Annotated in this window: 16 protein-coding genes; 5 read left to right on the plus strand and 11 right to left on the minus strand. The window is 69.4% G+C overall.

Annotated elements, in window-relative coordinates; all coding sequences use genetic code 11:
* The first annotated feature begins 12 nt into the window (after window positions 1-12).
* Together OHB23_RS02650 and OHB23_RS02655 are read left to right on the plus strand one after the other, a co-directional pair.
* Window positions 13-3,873 (plus strand): Pls/PosA family non-ribosomal peptide synthetase, encoded by a 3,861-nt coding sequence (locus OHB23_RS02650; RefSeq protein WP_328810814.1) that lies wholly within the window; start codon window positions 13-15, stop codon window positions 3,871-3,873.
* Window positions 3,873-5,171 (plus strand): M1 family metallopeptidase, encoded by a 1,299-nt coding sequence (locus OHB23_RS02655; RefSeq protein WP_328810815.1) that lies wholly within the window; start codon window positions 3,873-3,875, stop codon window positions 5,169-5,171. Before OHB23_RS02650 ends, OHB23_RS02655 begins: the two co-directional genes overlap by 1 nt.
* On the opposite strand, the gene OHB23_RS02660 is transcribed toward OHB23_RS02655, so the two are convergent.
* The 9 genes from OHB23_RS02660 to OHB23_RS02700 all read right to left on the minus strand — a co-directional run bounded on the left by OHB23_RS02660 (window position 5,154) and on the right by OHB23_RS02700 (window position 14,378).
* Window positions 5,154-6,365: an MFS transporter gene (locus OHB23_RS02660; protein ID WP_328810816.1), complete on the minus strand. Its 1,212-nt coding sequence runs from the start codon at window positions 6,363-6,365 to the stop codon at window positions 5,154-5,156. The genes OHB23_RS02655 and OHB23_RS02660 overlap by 18 nt on opposite strands.
* Before the next feature lie 10 nt (window positions 6,366-6,375).
* Window positions 6,376-7,032 carry a GntR family transcriptional regulator gene (locus tag OHB23_RS02665; RefSeq protein WP_328810817.1) on the minus strand — a complete coding sequence of 219 codons (657 nt, stop codon included), beginning with the start codon at window positions 7,030-7,032 and terminating at the stop codon, window positions 6,376-6,378.
* A gap of 287 nt (window positions 7,033-7,319) precedes the next feature.
* Window positions 7,320-9,098 carry an acyl-CoA dehydrogenase gene (locus OHB23_RS02670; protein ID WP_328810818.1) on the minus strand — a complete coding sequence of 593 codons (1,779 nt, stop codon included), beginning with the start codon at window positions 9,096-9,098 and terminating at the stop codon, window positions 7,320-7,322.
* Window positions 9,099-9,117: 19 nt separating this feature from the next.
* Window positions 9,118-9,690 carry a methylated-DNA--[protein]-cysteine S-methyltransferase gene (locus tag OHB23_RS02675; RefSeq protein WP_328810819.1) on the minus strand — a complete coding sequence of 191 codons (573 nt, stop codon included), beginning with the start codon at window positions 9,688-9,690 and terminating at the stop codon, window positions 9,118-9,120.
* A complete protein-coding gene (locus OHB23_RS02680; protein ID WP_027506491.1) occupies window positions 9,687-10,154 on the minus strand; it encodes an RNA polymerase sigma factor in 468 nt (155 codons plus the stop codon). Before OHB23_RS02680 ends, OHB23_RS02675 begins: the two co-directional genes overlap by 4 nt.
* 192 nt (window positions 10,155-10,346) lie before the next feature.
* Window positions 10,347-11,198 carry an esterase/lipase family protein gene (locus OHB23_RS02685; protein ID WP_328810820.1) on the minus strand — a complete coding sequence of 284 codons (852 nt, stop codon included), beginning with the start codon at window positions 11,196-11,198 and terminating at the stop codon, window positions 10,347-10,349.
* A gap of 47 nt (window positions 11,199-11,245) precedes the next feature.
* On the minus strand, window positions 11,246-12,031 hold the full coding sequence (locus OHB23_RS02690) for a M23 family metallopeptidase (protein WP_231476416.1): 786 nt from the start codon (window positions 12,029-12,031) through the stop codon (window positions 11,246-11,248).
* A gap of 62 nt (window positions 12,032-12,093) precedes the next feature.
* The gene (locus tag OHB23_RS02695) at window positions 12,094-13,809 is read right to left on the minus strand and encodes a flavin monoamine oxidase family protein (protein WP_328810821.1); all 1,716 of its coding nucleotides are present in this window, start codon (window positions 13,807-13,809) and stop codon (window positions 12,094-12,096) included.
* Window positions 13,806-14,378 (minus strand): helix-turn-helix domain-containing protein, encoded by a 573-nt coding sequence (locus tag OHB23_RS02700; RefSeq protein WP_056443515.1) that lies wholly within the window; start codon window positions 14,376-14,378, stop codon window positions 13,806-13,808. The genes OHB23_RS02695 and OHB23_RS02700 overlap by 4 nt, the downstream gene beginning before the upstream one ends.
* 75 nt (window positions 14,379-14,453) lie before the next feature.
* Between OHB23_RS02700 and speB the strand changes: the two genes are divergently transcribed.
* On the plus strand, window positions 14,454-15,395 hold the full coding sequence (speB, locus tag OHB23_RS02705; protein WP_222638891.1) for an agmatinase: 942 nt from the start codon (window positions 14,454-14,456) through the stop codon (window positions 15,393-15,395).
* On the opposite strand, the gene OHB23_RS02710 is transcribed toward speB, so the two are convergent.
* Window positions 15,359-16,012: a DedA family protein gene (locus tag OHB23_RS02710; protein ID WP_051613522.1), complete on the minus strand. Its 654-nt coding sequence runs from the start codon at window positions 16,010-16,012 to the stop codon at window positions 15,359-15,361. The two genes, speB and OHB23_RS02710, sit on opposite strands and share 37 nt — an antisense overlap.
* A 40-nt stretch (window positions 16,013-16,052) precedes the next feature.
* Between OHB23_RS02710 and OHB23_RS02715 the strand changes: the two genes are divergently transcribed.
* Both OHB23_RS02715 and OHB23_RS02720 read left to right on the plus strand, forming a co-directional pair.
* Complete coding sequence (locus OHB23_RS02715) at window positions 16,053-16,511, plus strand: hypothetical protein (RefSeq protein WP_222633190.1); 459 nt, start codon at window positions 16,053-16,055, stop codon at window positions 16,509-16,511.
* Window positions 16,512-16,711: 200 nt separating this feature from the next.
* Window positions 16,712-17,524, plus strand: a complete 813-nt coding sequence (locus tag OHB23_RS02720) for a GAF and ANTAR domain-containing protein (RefSeq protein ID WP_056443510.1) — start codon at window positions 16,712-16,714, stop codon at window positions 17,522-17,524.
* On the opposite strand, the gene OHB23_RS02725 is transcribed toward OHB23_RS02720, so the two are convergent.
* Window positions 17,525-18,271, minus strand: a complete 747-nt coding sequence (locus OHB23_RS02725; RefSeq protein ID WP_027506496.1) for a 3-hydroxybutyrate dehydrogenase — start codon at window positions 18,269-18,271, stop codon at window positions 17,525-17,527.
* Window positions 18,272-18,325 lie beyond the last annotated feature (54 nt).

Consider the following 18,325-nt stretch of genomic DNA (forward strand, 5'->3'; position numbering starts at 1 on the left):
AGGCCGTTCGTCTTGTCACTGCAGACCCGTGTTCCCGAGGCCTACCTCCGTTCCTCCGTGGCGGCCCCGGTGCGCACCCTCGTCGACATCCTCGAGGACACCGCGCGGGCATTCCCTGATGCGCCGGCCATCGACGACGGCGACACCACCATCAGTTACAGCGAACTGCTCGACAACATCGACGAGGGCGCTCGGTGGCTGTCCCGACACGGCGTCTGCGCCGGCGATCGCGTCGGGGTCCGCATGCCGTCGGGCAGTTACTCGCTCTACGCGGCGATCCTGTCGGTCATCGCCGCCGGTGCGGCCTACGTCCCGGTGGACGTCGACGACCCGGACGAGCGGGCCGAGCTGGTGTTCTCGGAGGCCGGCGTCACCGCGATCATCGCGGACGGCGGCGTCACCCGAACCGACACCGCGGGGACCGGGCGCCCGGTCGGCCATCCCACACCCGACGACGACGCCTGGGTCATCTTCACCTCGGGCTCGACCGGCAAGCCCAAGGGCGTCGCGGTGAGCAATCGCAACGCGGCGGCGTTCGTGGACGCCGAGGCGCGACTGTTCCTGCAGGACCGACCCATGGGCCCGGGCGATCGGGTGCTGGCGGGGCTCTCCGTGGCGTTCGACGCGTCGTGCGAGGAGATGTGGCTCGCCTGGCGCAGTGGCGCCTGCCTCGTTCCCGCGCCTCGCTCCCTCGTACGCAGTGGCATGGACCTCGGCCCCTGGCTCGTCGCACGTGACATCAGCGTGGTGTCGACGGTGCCGACCCTGGCGGCGCTGTGGCCTCGCGAAGCGCTCGAGGACGTTCGGTTGCTCATCTTCGGCGGCGAGGCCTGCCCGCCGGATCTCGCTGAGCGACTGGCTGTTCCGGGCCGCGAGGTCTGGAACACCTACGGGCCCACCGAGGCCACCGTCGTCGCCTGCGCCGCTCTCATGGACGGTGTCGGACCGGTGCGCATCGGGCTGCCGCTCGACGGATGGGACCTCGCCGTCGTGGGCCCGGACGAGGAGCCGGTCGCGGTGGGCGAGGTGGGTGAGCTCGTCATCGGTGGCGTCGGCCTCGCGCGTTACCTCGATCCGGTGAAGGACGCCGAGAAGTACGCTCCCATGGCGACTCTCGGATGGGACCGCGCCTACCGCAGCGGCGATCTCGTGCGGCTCGAGCTCGAGGGGCTGCTCTTCCAGGGCCGCGCCGACGATCAGGTGAAGGTCGGCGGGCGCCGCATCGAGCTCGGCGAGGTGGACAACGCCCTGCAGGCCCTCCCCGGTGTGAGCGGCGCAGCCGCCGCAGTGCGGACCACCGGCTCCGGAACACCCGTGCTGGTGGGCTATCTCGCCAGCACCGACCCGGACTTCGACCTCGTCCGCGCGCGCGAGCTCCTCGCGGAACAGCTTCCCGCCGCGATGGTTCCGCGTCTCGCACTCGTCGACGAACTGCCCACCCGCACCTCCGGCAAGGTCGACCGCGCGGCTCTGCCGTGGCCGCTGCCCAAGCGTGGTTCGACTCCGGACGACGCCTCTCTCGCCGGGACCGCCGGCTGGGTGGCCGAGCTGTGGAGCGACGTGCTGGGCGCCGAGATCGGATCCCTGGACGCGGACTTCTTCGCTGCCGGTGGCGGATCGCTCTCGGCCGCACTGCTCGTGACCCGATTGCGCGAGCGTTTCCCCGAGATCACGGTCGCGCAGCTCTACGACCATCCGCGACTCGGCTCGCTCGTCGCGTTGCTCGACTCGCTCGTCCCCCCGCCGGTGACCGCGAAGCGCATCGTGGTCCCCACACCCCGGACGGCCCAGGTGGTGCAGGTCCTCGCGACCCTGCCGCTGACGACGTTGACCGGGCTGCAATGGGTGACCTGGCTCGGCATCATGACGAACACGTTCAGCTGGTTCGCTCCCCGCCCCTGGCTGCCGACGGTGTCCTGGTGGTGGCTCGCGCTCGGGTTCCTGCTGTTCGTGACGCCCGTGGGCCGGATGGCGATCTCCGTCGCCGGATCACGGCTCCTCATGCGCGGCGTCACGGAGGGCGCCCATCCGCGCGGCGGCAGCGTGCACCTCCGGCTGTGGACCGCCAACCGGTTGACCGACGCCAGCGGTGCCTCGAACCTGTCGGGCGCGCCGTGGATGGTCTACTACGCCCGCGCACTCGGTGCGACGGTCGGCCGCGACGTCGATCTGCACACCCTGCCTCCGGTGACCGGCATGCTGACTCTCGGTGACGGATGCTCGCTCGAGCCGGAGGTCGATCTGTCCGGCTACTGGATCGACGGCGACGTCGTGCACATCGGCTCGATCGAGGTCGGCGCCGGCGCCACGGTGGGTGCGCGGTCGACCCTGCTCCCCGGAGCCAGGATCGGCCGCCGCGCCGAGATCACTGCGGGATCGGCCGTCTCCGGCAAGGTCAAGGCCGGTCAGCAGTGGTCCGGCTCGCCCGCCGCGAAGGTCGGCAAGGCGATGCACCCGTGGCCGGACGAGGCGCCGCCGCGCGGTCGCGGCTGGGTGCCCGTCTACGGCGTGACGTCGCTGTTGCTGTCGGGACTTCCCCTCCTGTCCATTGCTGCGGGCCTGCTCCTCGTCGCCGTCGGAGTCGCGCACGCGACCACCCTGCCCGGTGCGATCGGCCTCGGGCTGGCGCTGCTCGCTCCCGCCACTGCGGTGTCGTTGCTCGTCTTCGCAGCGGTCACGCTCGTGTCCGTGCGGTTGCTGTCGATCGGGCTGATTCCCGGCCACCACGCGGTACGCAGTCGCATCGGCTGGCAGGTGTGGGCCACCGAACGCCTGATGGACTCGGCCCGTACGTTCCTCTTCCCGCTCTACGCGAGTCTGCTCACTCCGGGATGGCTCCGGCTGCTCGGCGCGACCATCGGCAAGGACGTGGAGGCGTCGACGGTCCTGATGGTCCCGAAGTTCACGACAGTCGGCGACGGTGCCTTCCTGGCGGACGACACCATGATCGCCAGCTACGAGCTCGGCGGCGGCTGGATGCTGCTCGGCGAGGCCAAGGTGGGCAAGCGTGCGTTCCTCGGCAACTCCGGCATGGCGGCCGCGGGTCGACGCGTGCCGAAGAACGGCCTCGTCGCCGTGCTGTCGGCCGCACCCGCCAAGGCGAAGTCGGGATCGTCGTGGCTCGGCAGCCCGCCGGTGCGCCTGCGCCGAGCGCCCAACTCGTCCGACACCACCCGCACCTTCGACCCGCCGCGGCGACTCAAGATCGCCCGCGCCGTGGTCGAGACCTGTCGACTCGTGCCCGTCGTCGTGTCGTTCGGCATCGGGTTCGGCGTCGTCGCCGCCCTGACCTGGATCGCCGGGACGCTGAGCTACTGGGCCGCCGCCCTGCTCAGCGGCGTCGTGTTGCTGATCGCCGGCGCCGTCGCGGCCGGAATCTCCGCCGTCGCCAAGTGGTCGCTCGTCGGCCGCATCGGTGCGGTGGAGCACCCGCTGTGGAGTTCGTTCGTGTGGCGCAACGAAGTGGCCGACACGTTCGTCGAGGTCGTCGCCGCCCCGTGGTTCGCCCGCGCCGCCGAGGGAACCCCGGTGCTGAACCTGTGGCTGCGCTGGCTCGGCGCCCACATCGGGAAGGGAGTCTGGTGTGAGACCTACTGGCTGCCGGAGGCCGACCTCATCACGCTCGGCGACGGTGCCACCGTCAACAGAGGGTGCGTCGTGCAGACACATCTGTTCCATGATCGGATCATGAGCATGGACACGGTGAGTTTGGGGGCGGGAGCCACGCTGGGCCCGCATTGCGTCGCACTGCCCGCAGCGGGAATCGGGGCGGGTGCCACGGTCGGACCGGCCTCGCTGGTCATGCGCGGCGACACCGTCCCCGAGTCGAGCCGGTGGCAGGGCAACCCCATCGCACCCTGGACCGAGAAGTGATGCCGGACTCTCCCATCGACCCGTACCTGCCGCAGAACGGCAACCGCGGGTACTCGGTCGAGCGATACGCCCTCGACCTCGAGTACAAGGTGCAGTCGAACCGCCTGTCCGGCAAGGCCGTCGTGCATGCGGTGGCCACCCGGTCGATCACCAAGTTCTCACTCGACATGGGTCCGGCCCTCACCCCGTCCAAGGTGAGTGTCGCCGGAATGCGCGGTGTCCGGTTCACCCATCGGGGCGGCAAGCTGACGGTCACGCTGCAGCGTGCCATCGACGAGGGCGCCTCCTTCACGGCCACCGTCGCCTACAGCGGCAACCCCGCACCGATTCGCAGCGTGTGGGGTGAGGTCGGGTGGGAGGAGCTCACCGACGGCGCCCTCGTCGCGAGCCAACCCAACGGCGCCGCATCGTGGTTCCCGTGCGACGACCATCCCAGTTCCAAAGCGGCGTTCACCATCTCGATCACTGCCGATTCCCCGTACCACGTCGTCTCGAACGGCACACTGACGCGGAAGTACGTGAAGTCCTCGCGCACCACCTGGGTGTACGACCAGCCCGAACCGATGGCTTCATACCTCGCGACCGTGCAGATCGGCCAGTACGAGAAACACCGGGTCAGCGACTCCCCCGTGCCGATCGACGCGATCCTGCCGGCGCATCTGCGCCAGAACTTCGATCACGACTTCGGCCGTCAGCAGCAGATGATGGAGACGTTCGTCGAGTCGTTCGGCCCCTATCCGTTCGAGTCGTACTCCGTCGTCGTCACCGACGATGAGTTGGAGATCCCCGTCGAGGCACAGACGCTGTCGATCTTCGGCGCCAATCACTGTGACGGCGACCGCGAGTACGAGCGACTCGTCGCCCACGAACTGGCGCACCAGTGGTTCGGCAACAGCCTCACCATCGCGCGGTGGAGCGACATCTGGTTGCACGAGGGCTTCGCCTGCTACTCCGAGTGGATCTGGTCGGAGAGCTCGGGCGGACCGTCCGCGCACCAGGAGGCCACCCGCGCACACAGCCGCCTGTCGTCCCTGCCGCAGGACATCGTGCTGGGAGATCCAGGACCGGAGGACATGTTCGACGACCGCGTGTACAAGCGCGGAGCCCTTGCCCTGCACGCACTTCGGCGCACCATCGGCAACGCGGCGTTCTTCGATCTGATCCGCGAGTGGACCACGACCTTTCGCCACGCCACCGTGGCGACGTCGGACTTCGTCGGGTTGGCGAAGCAGTACGGCAGCACCGACGAGTTCTGGGAGTCCTGGCTCGAGAAGAAGCGGCTACCCCGACTGCCCTGACGGCAGGTGCGACCGCGTTCTCGTCGCGACGAGCGCCAATGACACCGCGGCGAGAACCGCACCGGCCGTGAACAGTTCGGGGTAGGTGATCGCGTCGGGGAACTCCTGCACGAGCAGCGCCAGAATCGCCGGCACCGCGAAGCCGAGGTAGGTCACCGAGTAGAACACCGCGGTGAGTCCGGCCAGATCACGCGGTCCCGCGATGCGCTGCACCTCCTGCAGGCCCGACACCATCGCCATGCCGTAGCCGCACCCGAGCACCGCGGCGGCGAGCAGCGCCATCGGGATCGTCAGCACGTCGGCGGCGACCGAGACCAGCACCATGCCGACGACGATGATGCCCAGCGCGACCAGAACGGCGCGCGCACTCGACGCGGTGTCGATGCGTCGGCCGACGGCCTGGATGGCGAAGCCGGACGACAGCGCGACCACGCCGAGCAGTGCGGAGAACGCGATGGGGAACGCGCCGGAGTGGTCGGCCATCAGACCGGGCAGCACTGCGTACGCGACGCTGGCCGCGCCGAAGACCCACGGCGCCATGGGAAGAACGACAGACACGAACCGACGGTGACCCGCCGACGGGATACGCAGATCGGACAGCAACGAGGCGCCGTCCACCGCACGCGCTCGCGTCTCGGGCACCCCGAGCAGGGCCACGGTGGCCAGTGCTGCCAACGCGACGTGCACCAGGTACGGCAGCACCTCGGGCCACGGCGCCCACTGCGCGAGCACGCCGGCGACCCCTGCGCCCGTGGCGAATCCGCCCGTGAGCGACATGGCGGCACGGCGGGCACCCGAGCCGTCCGCGGACAGCTCCTTCAACCAACTGCCGCCGACGGCCATACCCAGCCCCAACGCGATGCCGCTGAGCACGCGGCCGGTCGCGAGGATCGGGGCCGAGTGCGCGCCGAGGGCGATGACGAGAGATCCCGCGGCGGCGACGGCCGGCGCGGGCACCATGAGCGGCCGCCGTCCGTAGCGATCCGAGAGCGGGCCCCCGATCAGCAGGGCCGGCACGATGCCGACGACGTAGGCGAAGAGGAACACGTCGACGACGACGGGTGAGAAGCCGTGACCCTCGCGGTACATCACGAGGAGCGGCGTGAACTCGTTGCCGCCCCAGGCGACGGCGAGCATGCCGAGCGCCACGGGCAGCCAGATGCGGGTGGTGGTCGTGCGGTCGAGAACGGTCATGGTGGGTCCTTCAGCGGATTCCACGCGGCAGCGCGTGCGTGGCTGCCATGTGGAGGGAGAGGGCGTCGTCGTACGCGGCGACGTCGCCCTGCTCGACGAGTGCGGTGAGACGGGTGTGGTCGCCGATGATCGACGCCAACACGTCCGGATTGCGCGCCACGGAGTTCGCGGTCATGCGGCGCTGCCGGTCACGCAATCCTGAGTAGAAGGTCGACAGCAGGGGGTTGTCCCCGTGCGTGACGACGATGGTGTGGAAGTCTGCGTCCTCGGCAGCGAAGCCGAGGGAGTCGCCCGCCTCCGCGAGAACGCGCTGCCGGTCGAGGCTCTCGCGCAACTGTGCGGCGGCGGAGGCCCGGCTGCCCGGATCCTGTGCGAACGCTTCGAGCGATCCGGTCTCGACGAGTCGACGGGCGGCGACGAGATGGGTGGCCTCGTCGGGGGCGACGGGAACCACGAGGGCCCCGCGCTTGGGGTAGAGCCGCATCCATCCTTCGGCCGCGAGCCTGAGGAAGGCCTCACGGACCGGGGTGCGGCTGGTGCCGGTGCGCTCGGCGATCTGCCCCTCGCTGATCAGCTCCCCGCCCGGCAGCTCGCCGGAGACGATGAGCTCCTTGACCGTCGCGTATGCCCGGTCGGACGACGTCTCGGTTGCATCTGTGTTGCGCACATCTTGTATCTAAGCAGTCGGTACACCGCGTTGCCAGGTGTGTGTGACGGGCATTACGCGGTACGCGCTGCTCGCCGCGCAGCAGTTCGCCACCCGCACCCCTGATCGCGGGTGCACCGAACGATCCGAGGAGCGCAGCGCGGGCGCAGCGCCCGGTTCTCTGCGCACCGTGGAAGGTGCGCGCGGCGACGAGCGGTGCGCCCGGCGAGGCTCGAGCGCACCGCAGTTCGCCACCCGCACCCCTGATCGCGGGTGCACCGAACGATCCGTGGAGCGCGGGCGCAGCGCTACAGAACCGCGGTGTCGAGATCCAGCATCGTGCGGTCCAGGTTCTCGAGCAGGTCGAACTGTGGGCCCGTCTTGGGGAGCTCGTACCGGAAGAAGTACTGCGCCGCGACACGCTTGCCGTCGTAGAAGGCGCCTTCCTTGTCGCCGATCGCCCGGAGCTGGTCGAGCCAGAGCCACGCGACGACCACGTGACCGGTCGCCTCGAGGTACGCGGACGAGTTGGCCAGCGCCACCTCGGCGTCGCCCTGACCCCACAGCGTGCCGGTGACGGCCACGAGGCGATCCACTGCCGCTCGCAGGGCGTCGGCGTACTCGCCCGACATCGCGTCGATGGTCTCCGTGATGGTCTCGACGAGGAGCTGGAGCCCTCGGCCGCCCTGCGCGACGACCTTGCGTCCGAGGAGGTCGAGGCCCTGGATGCCGTTCGTTCCCTCGTGGATGGGGTTGAGGCGGTTGTCGCGGTAGAACTGCTCGACGTTGTAGTCGCGGGTGTAGCCGTACCCGCCGTGCACCTGGATCGCGAGGTTGTTGGCCTCGAGGCACCACTGCGACGGCCACGCCTTGGCGATGGGGGTGAGCACGTCGAGGAGGAACCCGGCGCGATCCGCCGAGTCCTGCTCGCCGGTGATCTGCTCGTCGACCAGCCGGGAGCAGTACAGACCCAGGGCCAGACCGCCCTCGACGTAGGACTTCTGCGCGAGCAGCATGCGACGCACGTCGGAGTGGTCGATGATCGGCACCTGCGGGGCAGCCGGATCCTTGTCACCGACGGGCCGGCCTTGTGCACGGTCCCGGGCGTACGCCACCGAGTGCAGGTAGCCGGTGTAGCCCAGCGCGGTCGCGCCCATGCCGACGCCGATGCGCGCCTCGTTCATCATCTTGAACATGTACGACAGGCCCTTGTGCGGCTCGCCGACGAGATAGCCTGTGGCGCCGCCGTTCTCGCCGAACGCGAGGAGCGTGTTGGTGGTTCCGCGGTACCCCATCTTGTGGTTCAGGCCGACGAGGTTCACGTCGTTGCGCTCGCCCAGCGACCCGTCGGCGTTCACCAGCGTCTTGGGCACGACGAAGAGCGAGATGCCCTTCACGCCCGCCGGACCGCCGGGGATCTTGGCGAGGACGAGGTGCACGATGTTCTCACCGAGTTCGTGCTCGCCGCCCGAGATCCACATCTTGGTTCCGGTCACCGCGTAGGTGCCGTCACCCTGCTCGACGGCCTTGGTGGTGATGTAGGCGAGCGACGATCCGGCACCGGGCTCGGACAGGCACATGGTCCCGTGGAAACGGCCTTCGAGCATGGGCCGGACATAGGCGTCGACCAACTCCCCGCTGCCGTACTCGATGAGGAGATTGGCGTTGCCGATCGTGAGGAAGGGATAGGTCGCGGTGCCGGTGTTCGCGGCCTGGAACCACGCGAGCGACGCCTTCGACACCGTGGTCGGCAGCTGCATGCCGCCGAGCGAGTCGTCGAACTGCCCGGAGATGAGGCCGGCGTCGTTGAACACCTTCAGCGCCTGCTCGACCTCGGGAATCAGGACGACCTTGCCGTCCTCGCCGACGTGCGGCTCGTTCGCGTCCGCCTTCTTGTTGTGCGGCGCGAAGTGCTTCACCGCGATCTGCTCGCTGAGCTCCATCACCGCGTCGAACGTCTCCCGAGAATGATCGGAGAAGCGCTTCCGCTCGGTCAACGACTCGACGTCGAGCCATTCGTAGAGGAGGAACTCGAGATCGCGACGAGACAGAACGAGGTGCGCGGGAACATCAGCAGCGGAGGACATGCGTCGAGAGTAATACCGCCTAGTAGTTCTGTGTCTCGAGCTCGAGCAGAAGCTGCTTGGCGGCCTCACCGCCGGCGTAGCGACCGGGCGTTCCGTCCGACCGCACCACGCGATGACATGGGATGGCCAGGGGCAGCGGATTGCGCGCGCAGGCCGATCCCACGGCGCGGACGGCCTTCGGGCTGGCCGTCTCCGCGGCCACGGCGGCGTAGCTCCGGGTCTCGCCGTAGGGGATGCGCTGGAGATGCGTCAGGACGTCGCGACGGAACCCTGCAGCGAGGCGCAGATCCAGGTCGACGTCGACGACGCGGGACGTCCCGGCGAAGAACGCGTCGAGCCCGCGGACCACCGGGTCGAGCCGGGCCGGCGCTCGGAGCACCCGCGGACTGATGCGGGTGGCCAGCGTCTGCAGGACCGTGTCGTGGTTCTCGACGTCGAAGGCCACACGCACGACACCTCGCTCGGTGGCCGCCACGAGGAGCGTGCCGACGGGTGAGTCGAGGGTGCGGTACGCGACGTCGAGCAGTCCTTCCTCGGCGGCGCGGTGCGTCAGTCGCTCGTGGAGCGCGGTCAGTTCGGCGGCGGTGGTCACAGCAGCTCACTCCTCGTGGTCGTGCGGCGTAGCGTTGCGATGCCGTCGGCACAGGCACGCCGGGCGGCGGTGGTCGAATTACCCAGCAGCGCAGCGACGTCCGCATGAGGGAGCCCCCCGATGTGGTGGTACGCGACGGCCAGTCGCTGAGTGTCGGGCAGGGCCGCGACCGCGGACCACAGGGCGTGGTTCTCGTCGGGCACCATCGTGGCGACGTCCGGAACAGAGTCGGTGGGCACGGGCCGGCGAGCTGCCGCGCGATGAACGTCGACGGCCTTGCGGTGCGCGATGGTCACCAGCCAGGCCTGCACGTTCGCGTCCTCGGGCAGGTCGGGGTACGCCCGGAGTGCGGCGAGGAAGGTCTCCGACCACGCGTCGTCGGCGTCGACGGGACCGACCACGGCGCGACAGACCCGCAGCACCACGGGGCCGTGGGTGGCCACGACGGTCTCGAACGGAAGCATCACGATCAGTAAACGCGTGAGGGCGGCGGAACGTGAGAATCGGCGGGATCGCGAGGTTCAGCGAGCTGCGTGCACACCCCCTGCGTCAACCGCACACACCCTCCAGCCTGCAGCAACGGGTGTTCACCGCACGCCGGCCGTGTGCACACCCCTTCCAGCCGGCCACCGCACCAGCGCGCGCACCCCCGGCGCTCAGCAGGGGCTGGGGACCCGATCGGCGTAGGACCGGTCGAGCCCGCGCTGCACCATCCACAGTGCGCGGGGGTCGGTGGTCAGTTCCATGTGCCCGGCGGTGTTGCTCGGGCAGCCGTCCTGCACCCAGACGTTGTCCACGGTCGCGCCCGGGCCCGCGGCGAGGAAGGTGTTCTCGGGCGGCGTGGTGACGGTGTCCGCGCGGGTGGCGATCACGGTGTAGTCGACGCCCGGGACGGTGTCGCCGCCCGCGTTGAGCACGTCGAGGAACGACGAGCCGACCATCTGCTGGACGAACGACGGTCCGACGGCCGCGGCGGCGACCTCGCCGACCGGCAGTCCGAACTGCTGCGCGAGCGATCCGATGAGCTGCCCCGCCGAGAACGTGGTGCCGTGATTGGTGGCGCCGAGGGTGACGAGGGTGTGCACGGCGTCGGCTCCACCTTCGAACTTCAGGTACTGACGCGCCACGACACCGCCCTGGGAGTGCCCGACGACGTCCACGTCGGCTGCGCCGGTGCGTGATCGGACGTCGTCGACGAAGGCGCGCAGTTCTCGCGCGGACGTGGCGATGTCGTCGCCGCCGTAGGTCTGCAGCAGGTTCTCGCCGGGCTCGGCGCGGTAGCCGTACTCGAGTGTGAAGACGCAGTAGCCCTCCGCCTCGAGCTGCGGAGTGAGGGTGGACCAGGTGTCCGGACCGTCGACCCAGGTGCCGTGCACCAGCACGACGGGACGGGGATGCTCGGGTGAGCAGGAGCCGGCGGTGTCGGCCGCGGCCGGACCGGCGCCGAGAGGTGCGGTGCCCACGGCCACGGCGAGTGCCGTCGCCGCCGTCAGAAGTGCCCGTCTCATGCCCTGATCGTATCCGAGCGTGTTACTGGTGTGACGGATGGGACTCGTCAGTCGCCTTCCGGTCCGAGCGAGATACCGCGGCCGATCAACCACAGTTCGGGATCCACGTGCTTGTCCGCGACGACGGTCTCGAAATGCAGGTGCGGCCCGGTGGAGTCGCCGCGGTTCCCCATCGTCGCGATCTGCTGCCCCGCCGCGACCCGCTGACCGGCCACCGCGACCAGGGTGTCCACGTGACCGTAGATGGACACGGTGCCGTCGTCGTGTCGCACGCGCACCCACAACCCGAAGCCGCTCGCAGGGCCGGCCTCGATCACCTGGCCGTCCGCCACCGACAGGATCGGTGTGCCGATCGGGCCGGCGATGTCGATGCCGTTGTGCATCGTTCCCCACCGCGGGCCGAAACCGGACGTGTACGTGCCGCGAGCCGGTGAGGCGTAGCTACCGATGCGGGCGCCGATCACGGCCGGTGGCAGCTCGTACAGTCGGCGATCCTTCTCCTCGGCGCTCGCCGCCGTCGAGAGCACGGCGATGGCGGCCGCGTACTCCTCCTCCGCCGTGGCGCGGTTGACCTTCGCGATCTGGCGCAGCGGGCCCAGGTTGCGCTCCGGTTCCGCCAGGAAGCTCGGCCGCAGGTCCGCAGCGGGAGCGGCGACCGCCCCGACGGCCGGTTCCTCGGCCGTCGGCCGGGTCAGGTGGAACACGAGCACCGCGACGGCGAGCACGAGCACGATGGCCAGTGCCTGCGCCGAGACGGTCCGCACCGGAACGGTCGCAGGCGTCGTCACGGGCGGCCGATCGGCCGCCCGTGAGCGCGAGAGCAACTGAACCACCGGAGGAACGCTACCGCTCGGTAAGTCCTCCCGGACCGAGATTCACCGCGCCGGTCGACGCATCAGTCCCCGAGGCGGAGCGGGGCGATGCTCTCGAAGACGTCACCCGGCCCGGGATTGTCCGGATGTGTCGATCCGCCGAGGTGGTTCATGACTCCCCACACCGCGTTGAGCGCGGTCTGGATGGCGCCCTCGGCCCATCCCGCCGTCCACGAGATGTCGTCGCCGGCGAGGAAGATCCCGCGATGCCGGGAGGCGAGCTCGTCCTGCACGAAGTGCGAGAACAGGCGTTCCTGATAGCGATAGTGGCCGGGCAGGTTGGCCTTGAAGGCACCCATGAAGTGTCGCTCGGTCTCCCACGACAGCGTCACCGGATCGGAGGCGATGTGGCTGCGGAAGTCCACCCCGGGATAGATCTCCTCGAGCGATCCCAGCATCAGCGTCAACCGCTCGTCGGGTGAGAGCGGCAGCAGCTTCAGCGAGTCGTCGCTCCACGTGTACGACAGACAGATCACGCCGGGCCGATCGTCGCCGTGATCGAGGAGATACGTTCCCCGACTCAACCGGTCGGTGAGGGTCATGCTGACCAGTTCCCTCCCCGTCTCGGGGTCGACGTCCTTCCAGAACGGTCGGTCCACGAGCACGAACACCTTGGTCGACCCCATGTAGTGGGTGCGTTCGACGGCCGTCCAGTGATCGATGGGCAGCAGGTCGTCGTCGGTGTCGATGGTGTTGAGGAGCATCCAGCTCTGCGCGGTCACGACGACCGAGGCGAACTCGTCCGTCCGGCCCGAGGAGTCGGTCACCGCGAAGGTGTGGTCGCCGGTGGCGTCGTCGGTCCGTCGCCGGATCTCCGTGACACCCGGGCGGGGTGTGCCGCCGTGCAGCGACGCGACCGAGGTGCCCGCCGGCCAGTGCGCCGCGTCCGACACGGCCTCCGACCACAGACCACGTGGCAGGCGGCTGGATCCGCCGACGATGCCGCGGTGGTGATCGTCCGCCTCCGTGGCCACGACGCGCAGGATCTCGAGTATCGAGTTCGGGAAGTCGGTGTCCCAGCCACCGGTGCCGAAACCGACCTGGCCGAACAGCTCTCGACGCGCGAACGACGCGAAGTGGGGGGATCCGACGAGGAACCCGTAGAACGTCGTGTCGTCGAGTCGCACCACGAGGTCGTTCCAGATGCGCTTCACCGCCGCCGCGTCCCGAGCGCGGATGGCGCGCTGGAGAGGGACGAGTTCGGACTGTTCCTCGAGCGTGCGCTGCCACGCCCTGGCCACCTCGGCGTACTCGTCGGGGAGATCGGTCAGCTGCCGCGCGTAGTGACTGGTGCCCTTGAGGTCGATGACGGTGCTGGGCGTCGCCTCGGCGAGCGGGTTGGGGAACGGGGTGGTCTCGATGCCGAGGTGGTCGAGGTAGTGGAACAGGGCGGTGGACGACGGCGGGAACCGCATCGCGCCCATCTCGGCGACCGTGTCCTCGTGCCCCTCGAACGGGACCGAGTGCATGCGGCCGCCGATCCACCCCGCCTCGTACACCACGGGTTCGAGTCCCATCCGCAGCAGCTCCCGGGCGGCGACGGTGCCGGCGAGACCGGCCCCGACGATGGCGACGCGGGTGCCGCGGCGCTCCGGAGGGACCGACCCGAGCCCGGCCGGGTGCGCGAGGAAATCGTCGTAGGCGAAGGGGAAGTCGGGGCCGAACATGGTGACCGGCTGCTCACGGTCCCCTGCTGATCGCTCGTGGACCGAGCTGTCGGGAGTGACGGGCGTGGTCATGGGGTCGTCTCGATTCTGGTTCTGTCGTGGCGGGAGGGCAGGGACGGCGTCAGGACCCACAGCACAGTGGTGTCGACCTCCGCGCGGAAGCTGTGCCGACGACGAGGATCGAAGGTGAGCGCGTCACCGTCGTCGAGTTGCACGGTGCGCTCGTCGAGCGTCAGGATCAGCCGACCGGTGAGCACCAGGACGAACCCCACCTCGGCCGGCAGTTCGTACGACTCGTCGCCGCTGCCTCCTCCGCGCTCGATCCTGCCGTGGATGACCTGCACGCGCTGTTCGCCCGCCGGGGTCAGCAGGTACTCCGTCTGGGCATGACCCCCGAGGGCGATCGGGGGGTACTCGCCGGCGCGGACGACGTCGCCGTGCGGAACGTCGTCGAACAGCGACCCCATGGGAATCTCGAGCGCGTCGCACCAGCGCACCAGGACGGCGACGGACGCGGACGCGCGGTCGTTCTCGACCTTGGACAGGTAGCCCTTGGTCACACCGACGGTCGACGCGAGCGCGTCGAGAGTGAGACGACGGGCGGCCCGGGCCTCCCGCAGCCGGTTTCCGATGGTGGACACGCCGCGATCATGCCCTGCTCCGCGTCAGGAAACAAGTGTTGACCAACCGCCTGAAGTGAGGAAACATCACTGCTCATGACCGACATCAGGGGACCTCTGGACGGCTCGCGATACCCGCGGTACATGGAACCGTCGACCTTCGCGCGGCTGCCGCGACTCGACGAGGTCTCCCGGGCGGACGTGAGCATCGTCGGAGTGCCCTTCGACTCGGGCGTGAGCTACCGGCCGGGCGCGCGCTTCGGTCCCGGCCACATCCGCGCGTCGTCCAAACTGCTCCGGCCGTACAACCCCGCGCTGGACGTGTCGCCGTTCGCGCACCGCCAGGTGGCCGATGCCGGCGACATCGCGGTCAATCCGTTCGATATCGCCGAGGCACTGACGACCGTCGAGCACGCGATCACCGATCTGCGCAAGGACGGCAGCACGGTCCTCACTCTCGGTGGCGACCACACCATCGCGCTGCCGATCCTGCGCGCGCTGCACCGCGACCACGGGCCGATCGCCGTGCTGCACTTCGACGCGCACCTCGACACGTGGGACACGTACTTCGGTGCACCCTTCACGCACGGGACACCGTTCCGACGGGCCAGCGAGGAGGGACTGATCGACCTCGAGCGGTCGCAGCACATCGGGATCCGCGGTCCGCTGTACGGCAAGAAGGACCTCGAGGACGACGCCGTCCTGGGGTTTCAGATCATCCGGTCCGACGACTACGAGATGGACGGGGTGGCCTCGATCGTCGAGCGGATGCGCCGCCGTCTCGACACGGGCCCGGTCTACGTCTCCGTGGACATCGACGTCCTCGACCCGGCCCACGCCCCGGGCACCGGCACACCCGAGGCGGGCGGCATGACGTCGCGGGAACTGCTGAACACCCTGCGCGGGTTGGTGGGAGCGAACATCGTCGGTGCGGACATCGTCGAGGTCGCGCCCGCGTACGACCACGCGGAGATCACCGGAATCGCCGCGTCACACGTGGCCTACGAGCTGCTGTCGGTGCTCGCGCTGGGATCGTAGGCCCGCGCCGCGCCCTTCTCGGAGCGATGAGCCCGGACGCGCCACACGATCAGCGCGATCACCACCACCGCGACCACGATGATCGCCGCGTCCCGTCCCACCGTCTTCGCGACCTGTTCGTACGAGTTGCCGGCGACGAATCCGAGCACCACGAACCCCGTCCCCCAGACGAGCCCACCGAGTGCGTTGTACGCGAGGAACTTCGGGTACGGCATACGCGACATCCCGGCCAACGCCGGCATCACCGCTCGGAAGAAGGCGACGAACCGGCCGAGGAAGACGGCCGTCCCGCCCTTGCGCGCCAACAGGTCCCGCGCCTTGTCCAGCTTGTCGCGACGCTTGTCCAGAATCTTCATGGCCAACAGTCGTGGGCCGAAGTGCTTGCCGATCTCGAAGCCCACCGAGTCACCCACCACGGCCGCGACGACCACGACCGCCGCCATCGCCACGACACTCACGTGGTCCTGACTCGCCGCGACACCGCCGATGACCGCGGCCGTCTCTCCCGGGATCACGAAACCGACGAAGATCGCGTCCTCGAGGAACACCAGCAGGAAGACGATGAGGAACACCCAGATCGGTGCGATGTCCAGCAGGCGCTCCATCACGGAAGTCATACGACCATGATGGCCCACAACCAGTGAATCGAGGTTCGATGTGGCTCCACGCAATCCGCACGCCATCGCGGACGGCATGATCGTGCGCAGTGTCACACGCCCGGATCGGGTCTTCCGGGTCAGCGGCGATCCTGGCGGGACTCGGGTCAATTTCGTGGCGCTGTCGCCGGGCACGCGCACCGTGGTGAACGGCAGCCCTCGCAACTACCGTCCCGAGACACCGGCCGAGGAGTTCGAGCGACTCGCGGACGCCGGGCGGGACGACGTGATCGAGGACGTCCGTCAGACCGAGCCGGCCGACGACGAATCGGCGGGTACGAGCGCCGTGGCGGACGAGCCGACCGACGACGATTCCGTCGCCACACTGTGCGTACGCATGCAGGATGCCGTCGCGCGCGTCGCCGACGGCGAGTGCGACCCGGACGACGCCGCCGCGATCGTCAGCGCCGCGGCCGCGCTCAATGCCGCCGTGATCGAGGAGCACGCACGCCGCGGCTGAGCCCACGACACGAAGAACCCCACCGGTGCGCAGGCACACAGTGGGGGTCTCCGAGACATCGGCGGGCTTCTTCACTCGACGGCTCTGGCACTTCGTGATGTCCGGACAACACGAGTACCTGATGCTTGCGATACCCGCTGGCCACCGAACTCAACCGGAGTCGCTGCTGGTGTCCCCGCGTCGTGCGATGATTCTCAACCGTGGAGAGCAGGGACAGCGCCGTGGCGGCGACAGCGGACTCGGAGCGCGCGGAGGCGGACGAGTCGACGTCGCGTGCGGCGGAGTTGGTCACCGAGGTGGCCACCGGGTCGGTCGCTCCCCGTCGACTCGCGGCCATGCTGAGCGTGGTCGGCGGCAGCGTCCGCGACGACGACCATCTGGCGGTGCTGCTGAAGCGCACCGCGGAGATCGCACACGAGGCCGTCGACGGTGCGTCCAGCGTCGGTGTGAGCATCCTGTTCGGCGGCCTGACGTACACGGCCGTGCACACCGACGACCGCACGCTCGAGGTCGACCGCCATCAGTACGAGATCGGTGAGGGTCCGTGCCTCGAGGCCGCCCGGACCGGAGAGATCGTGCGCGTCGACGTCGATGCGGCGCAGCAGCGCTGGCCGGAGTTCGTACACGCTGCTCGCGAGGAGGGCGTGCGCTCGTTCCTCGCCGCGCCCCTGCACACCGCCGACATGAAGCTCGGATCGTTCAACCTGTACGGCACCGCCCCCGACGCGTTCGGGTCGATCGACGAGTCGATCCTCGAGCTGCTGACGTCCACCGTGTCCACGGCGATCGGCGACTACGCGCGCGTGCGGTCGGCCCGCGAGGTCGCGTCGGGCCTGCAGGACGCACTCGAGCACCGCGCCCCCATCGAGCAGGCCAAGGGCATTCTCATGGCGCTGCACGGCGTCGACAGCGACACCGCGTTCGGCATGCTGTCCGCGGAGTCACAGCGTGCCAACCGCAAGCTCCGTGACATCGCCCGCGACTTCGTGGAGAGCGTCTCGCGCGGCGAGTGATCAGCTCGCGCTCCAGCCGCCGTCCATCGTGTACGACGCGCCGGTGATCATCGACGCCTCGTCTCCGACGAGGAAGGACACCAGTGCGGCCACCTCCTCCGGCTCCACCATCCGCTTGATCGCACTCTCGGTCAGCAGCACCTTCTCGAGCACCTCGGACTCGTCGATACCGTGGACGCGCGCCTGATCGGCGATCTGCTTCTCCACGAGGGGTGTTCGCACGTAGCCGGGGTTGACGCAGTTGCTGCGGACGCCCCGCTCGGCGCCTTCGAGAGCGGTGACCTTCGACAGTCCCTCCAGCGCGTGCTTCGCCGTGACGTACGCCGACTTGTTGGCCGATGCCCGGATGCCGTGCACGGACGACATGTTGACGATGCGTCCGTACCCGGACTCGTACATGTGCGGCAGAGCGGCACGCACCAGCAGGAACGGTGCCTCCACCATGAGTGTCAGGATGCGGCGGAACATCACCGGGTCGAAGTCCTCGATCGGCGACACGTGCTGGATTCCCGCGTTGTTCACCAGGATGTCGGTCTCGAGGGTGAGGTCCGCGAGCGCGTCGACGTCGGAGAGATCCACCTGCCACGCGTCTCCCCCGATCTCGTGTGCCAGCGCCGTGGCGGCGTCACCGTCGAGGTCGGCGACGGTGACCCGAGCGCCGTTCGCCGCGAGGGCGCGGGCGATCGCGGCCCCGATTCCGCTGGCACCACCGGTGATGAGAGCCGATCGTCCTGTGAGGTCCGTCATGGTCACGAGTCTGTGCCCGTCGCGCTCCGTCTTCAATGACGACCTGCGCACCCG

Source organism: Rhodococcus sp. NBC_00294, assembly GCF_036163995.1.
Taxonomy (GTDB): domain Bacteria; phylum Actinomycetota; class Actinomycetes; order Mycobacteriales; family Mycobacteriaceae; genus Rhodococcoides.

What these genes read in the sequence shown, in the direction of transcription:
- OHB23_RS02655 (WP_328810815.1), top strand. Translation starts at nt 3,873, where the DNA reads ATGCCGGACTCTCCCATCGACCCGTACCTGCCGCAGAACGGCAACCGC.
- OHB23_RS02660 (WP_328810816.1), bottom strand. Translation starts at nt 6,365, where the DNA reads ATGACCGTTCTCGACCGCACGACCACCACCCGCATCTGGCTGCCCGTG.
- OHB23_RS02670 (WP_328810818.1), bottom strand. Translation starts at nt 9,098, where the DNA reads ATGTCCTCCGCTGCTGATGTTCCCGCGCACCTCGTTCTGTCTCGTCGC.
- OHB23_RS02680 (WP_027506491.1), bottom strand. Translation starts at nt 10,154, where the DNA reads ATGCTTCCGTTCGAGACCGTCGTGGCCACCCACGGCCCCGTGGTGCTG.
- OHB23_RS02685 (WP_328810820.1), bottom strand. Translation starts at nt 11,198, where the DNA reads ATGAGACGGGCACTTCTGACGGCGGCGACGGCACTCGCCGTGGCCGTG.
- OHB23_RS02695 (WP_328810821.1), bottom strand. Translation starts at nt 13,809, where the DNA reads ATGACCACGCCCGTCACTCCCGACAGCTCGGTCCACGAGCGATCAGCA.
- speB (WP_222638891.1), top strand. Translation starts at nt 14,454, where the DNA reads ATGACCGACATCAGGGGACCTCTGGACGGCTCGCGATACCCGCGGTAC.
- OHB23_RS02710 (WP_051613522.1), bottom strand. Translation starts at nt 16,012, where the DNA reads ATGACTTCCGTGATGGAGCGCCTGCTGGACATCGCACCGATCTGGGTG.
- OHB23_RS02725 (WP_027506496.1), bottom strand. Translation starts at nt 18,271, where the DNA reads ATGACGGACCTCACAGGACGATCGGCTCTCATCACCGGTGGTGCCAGC.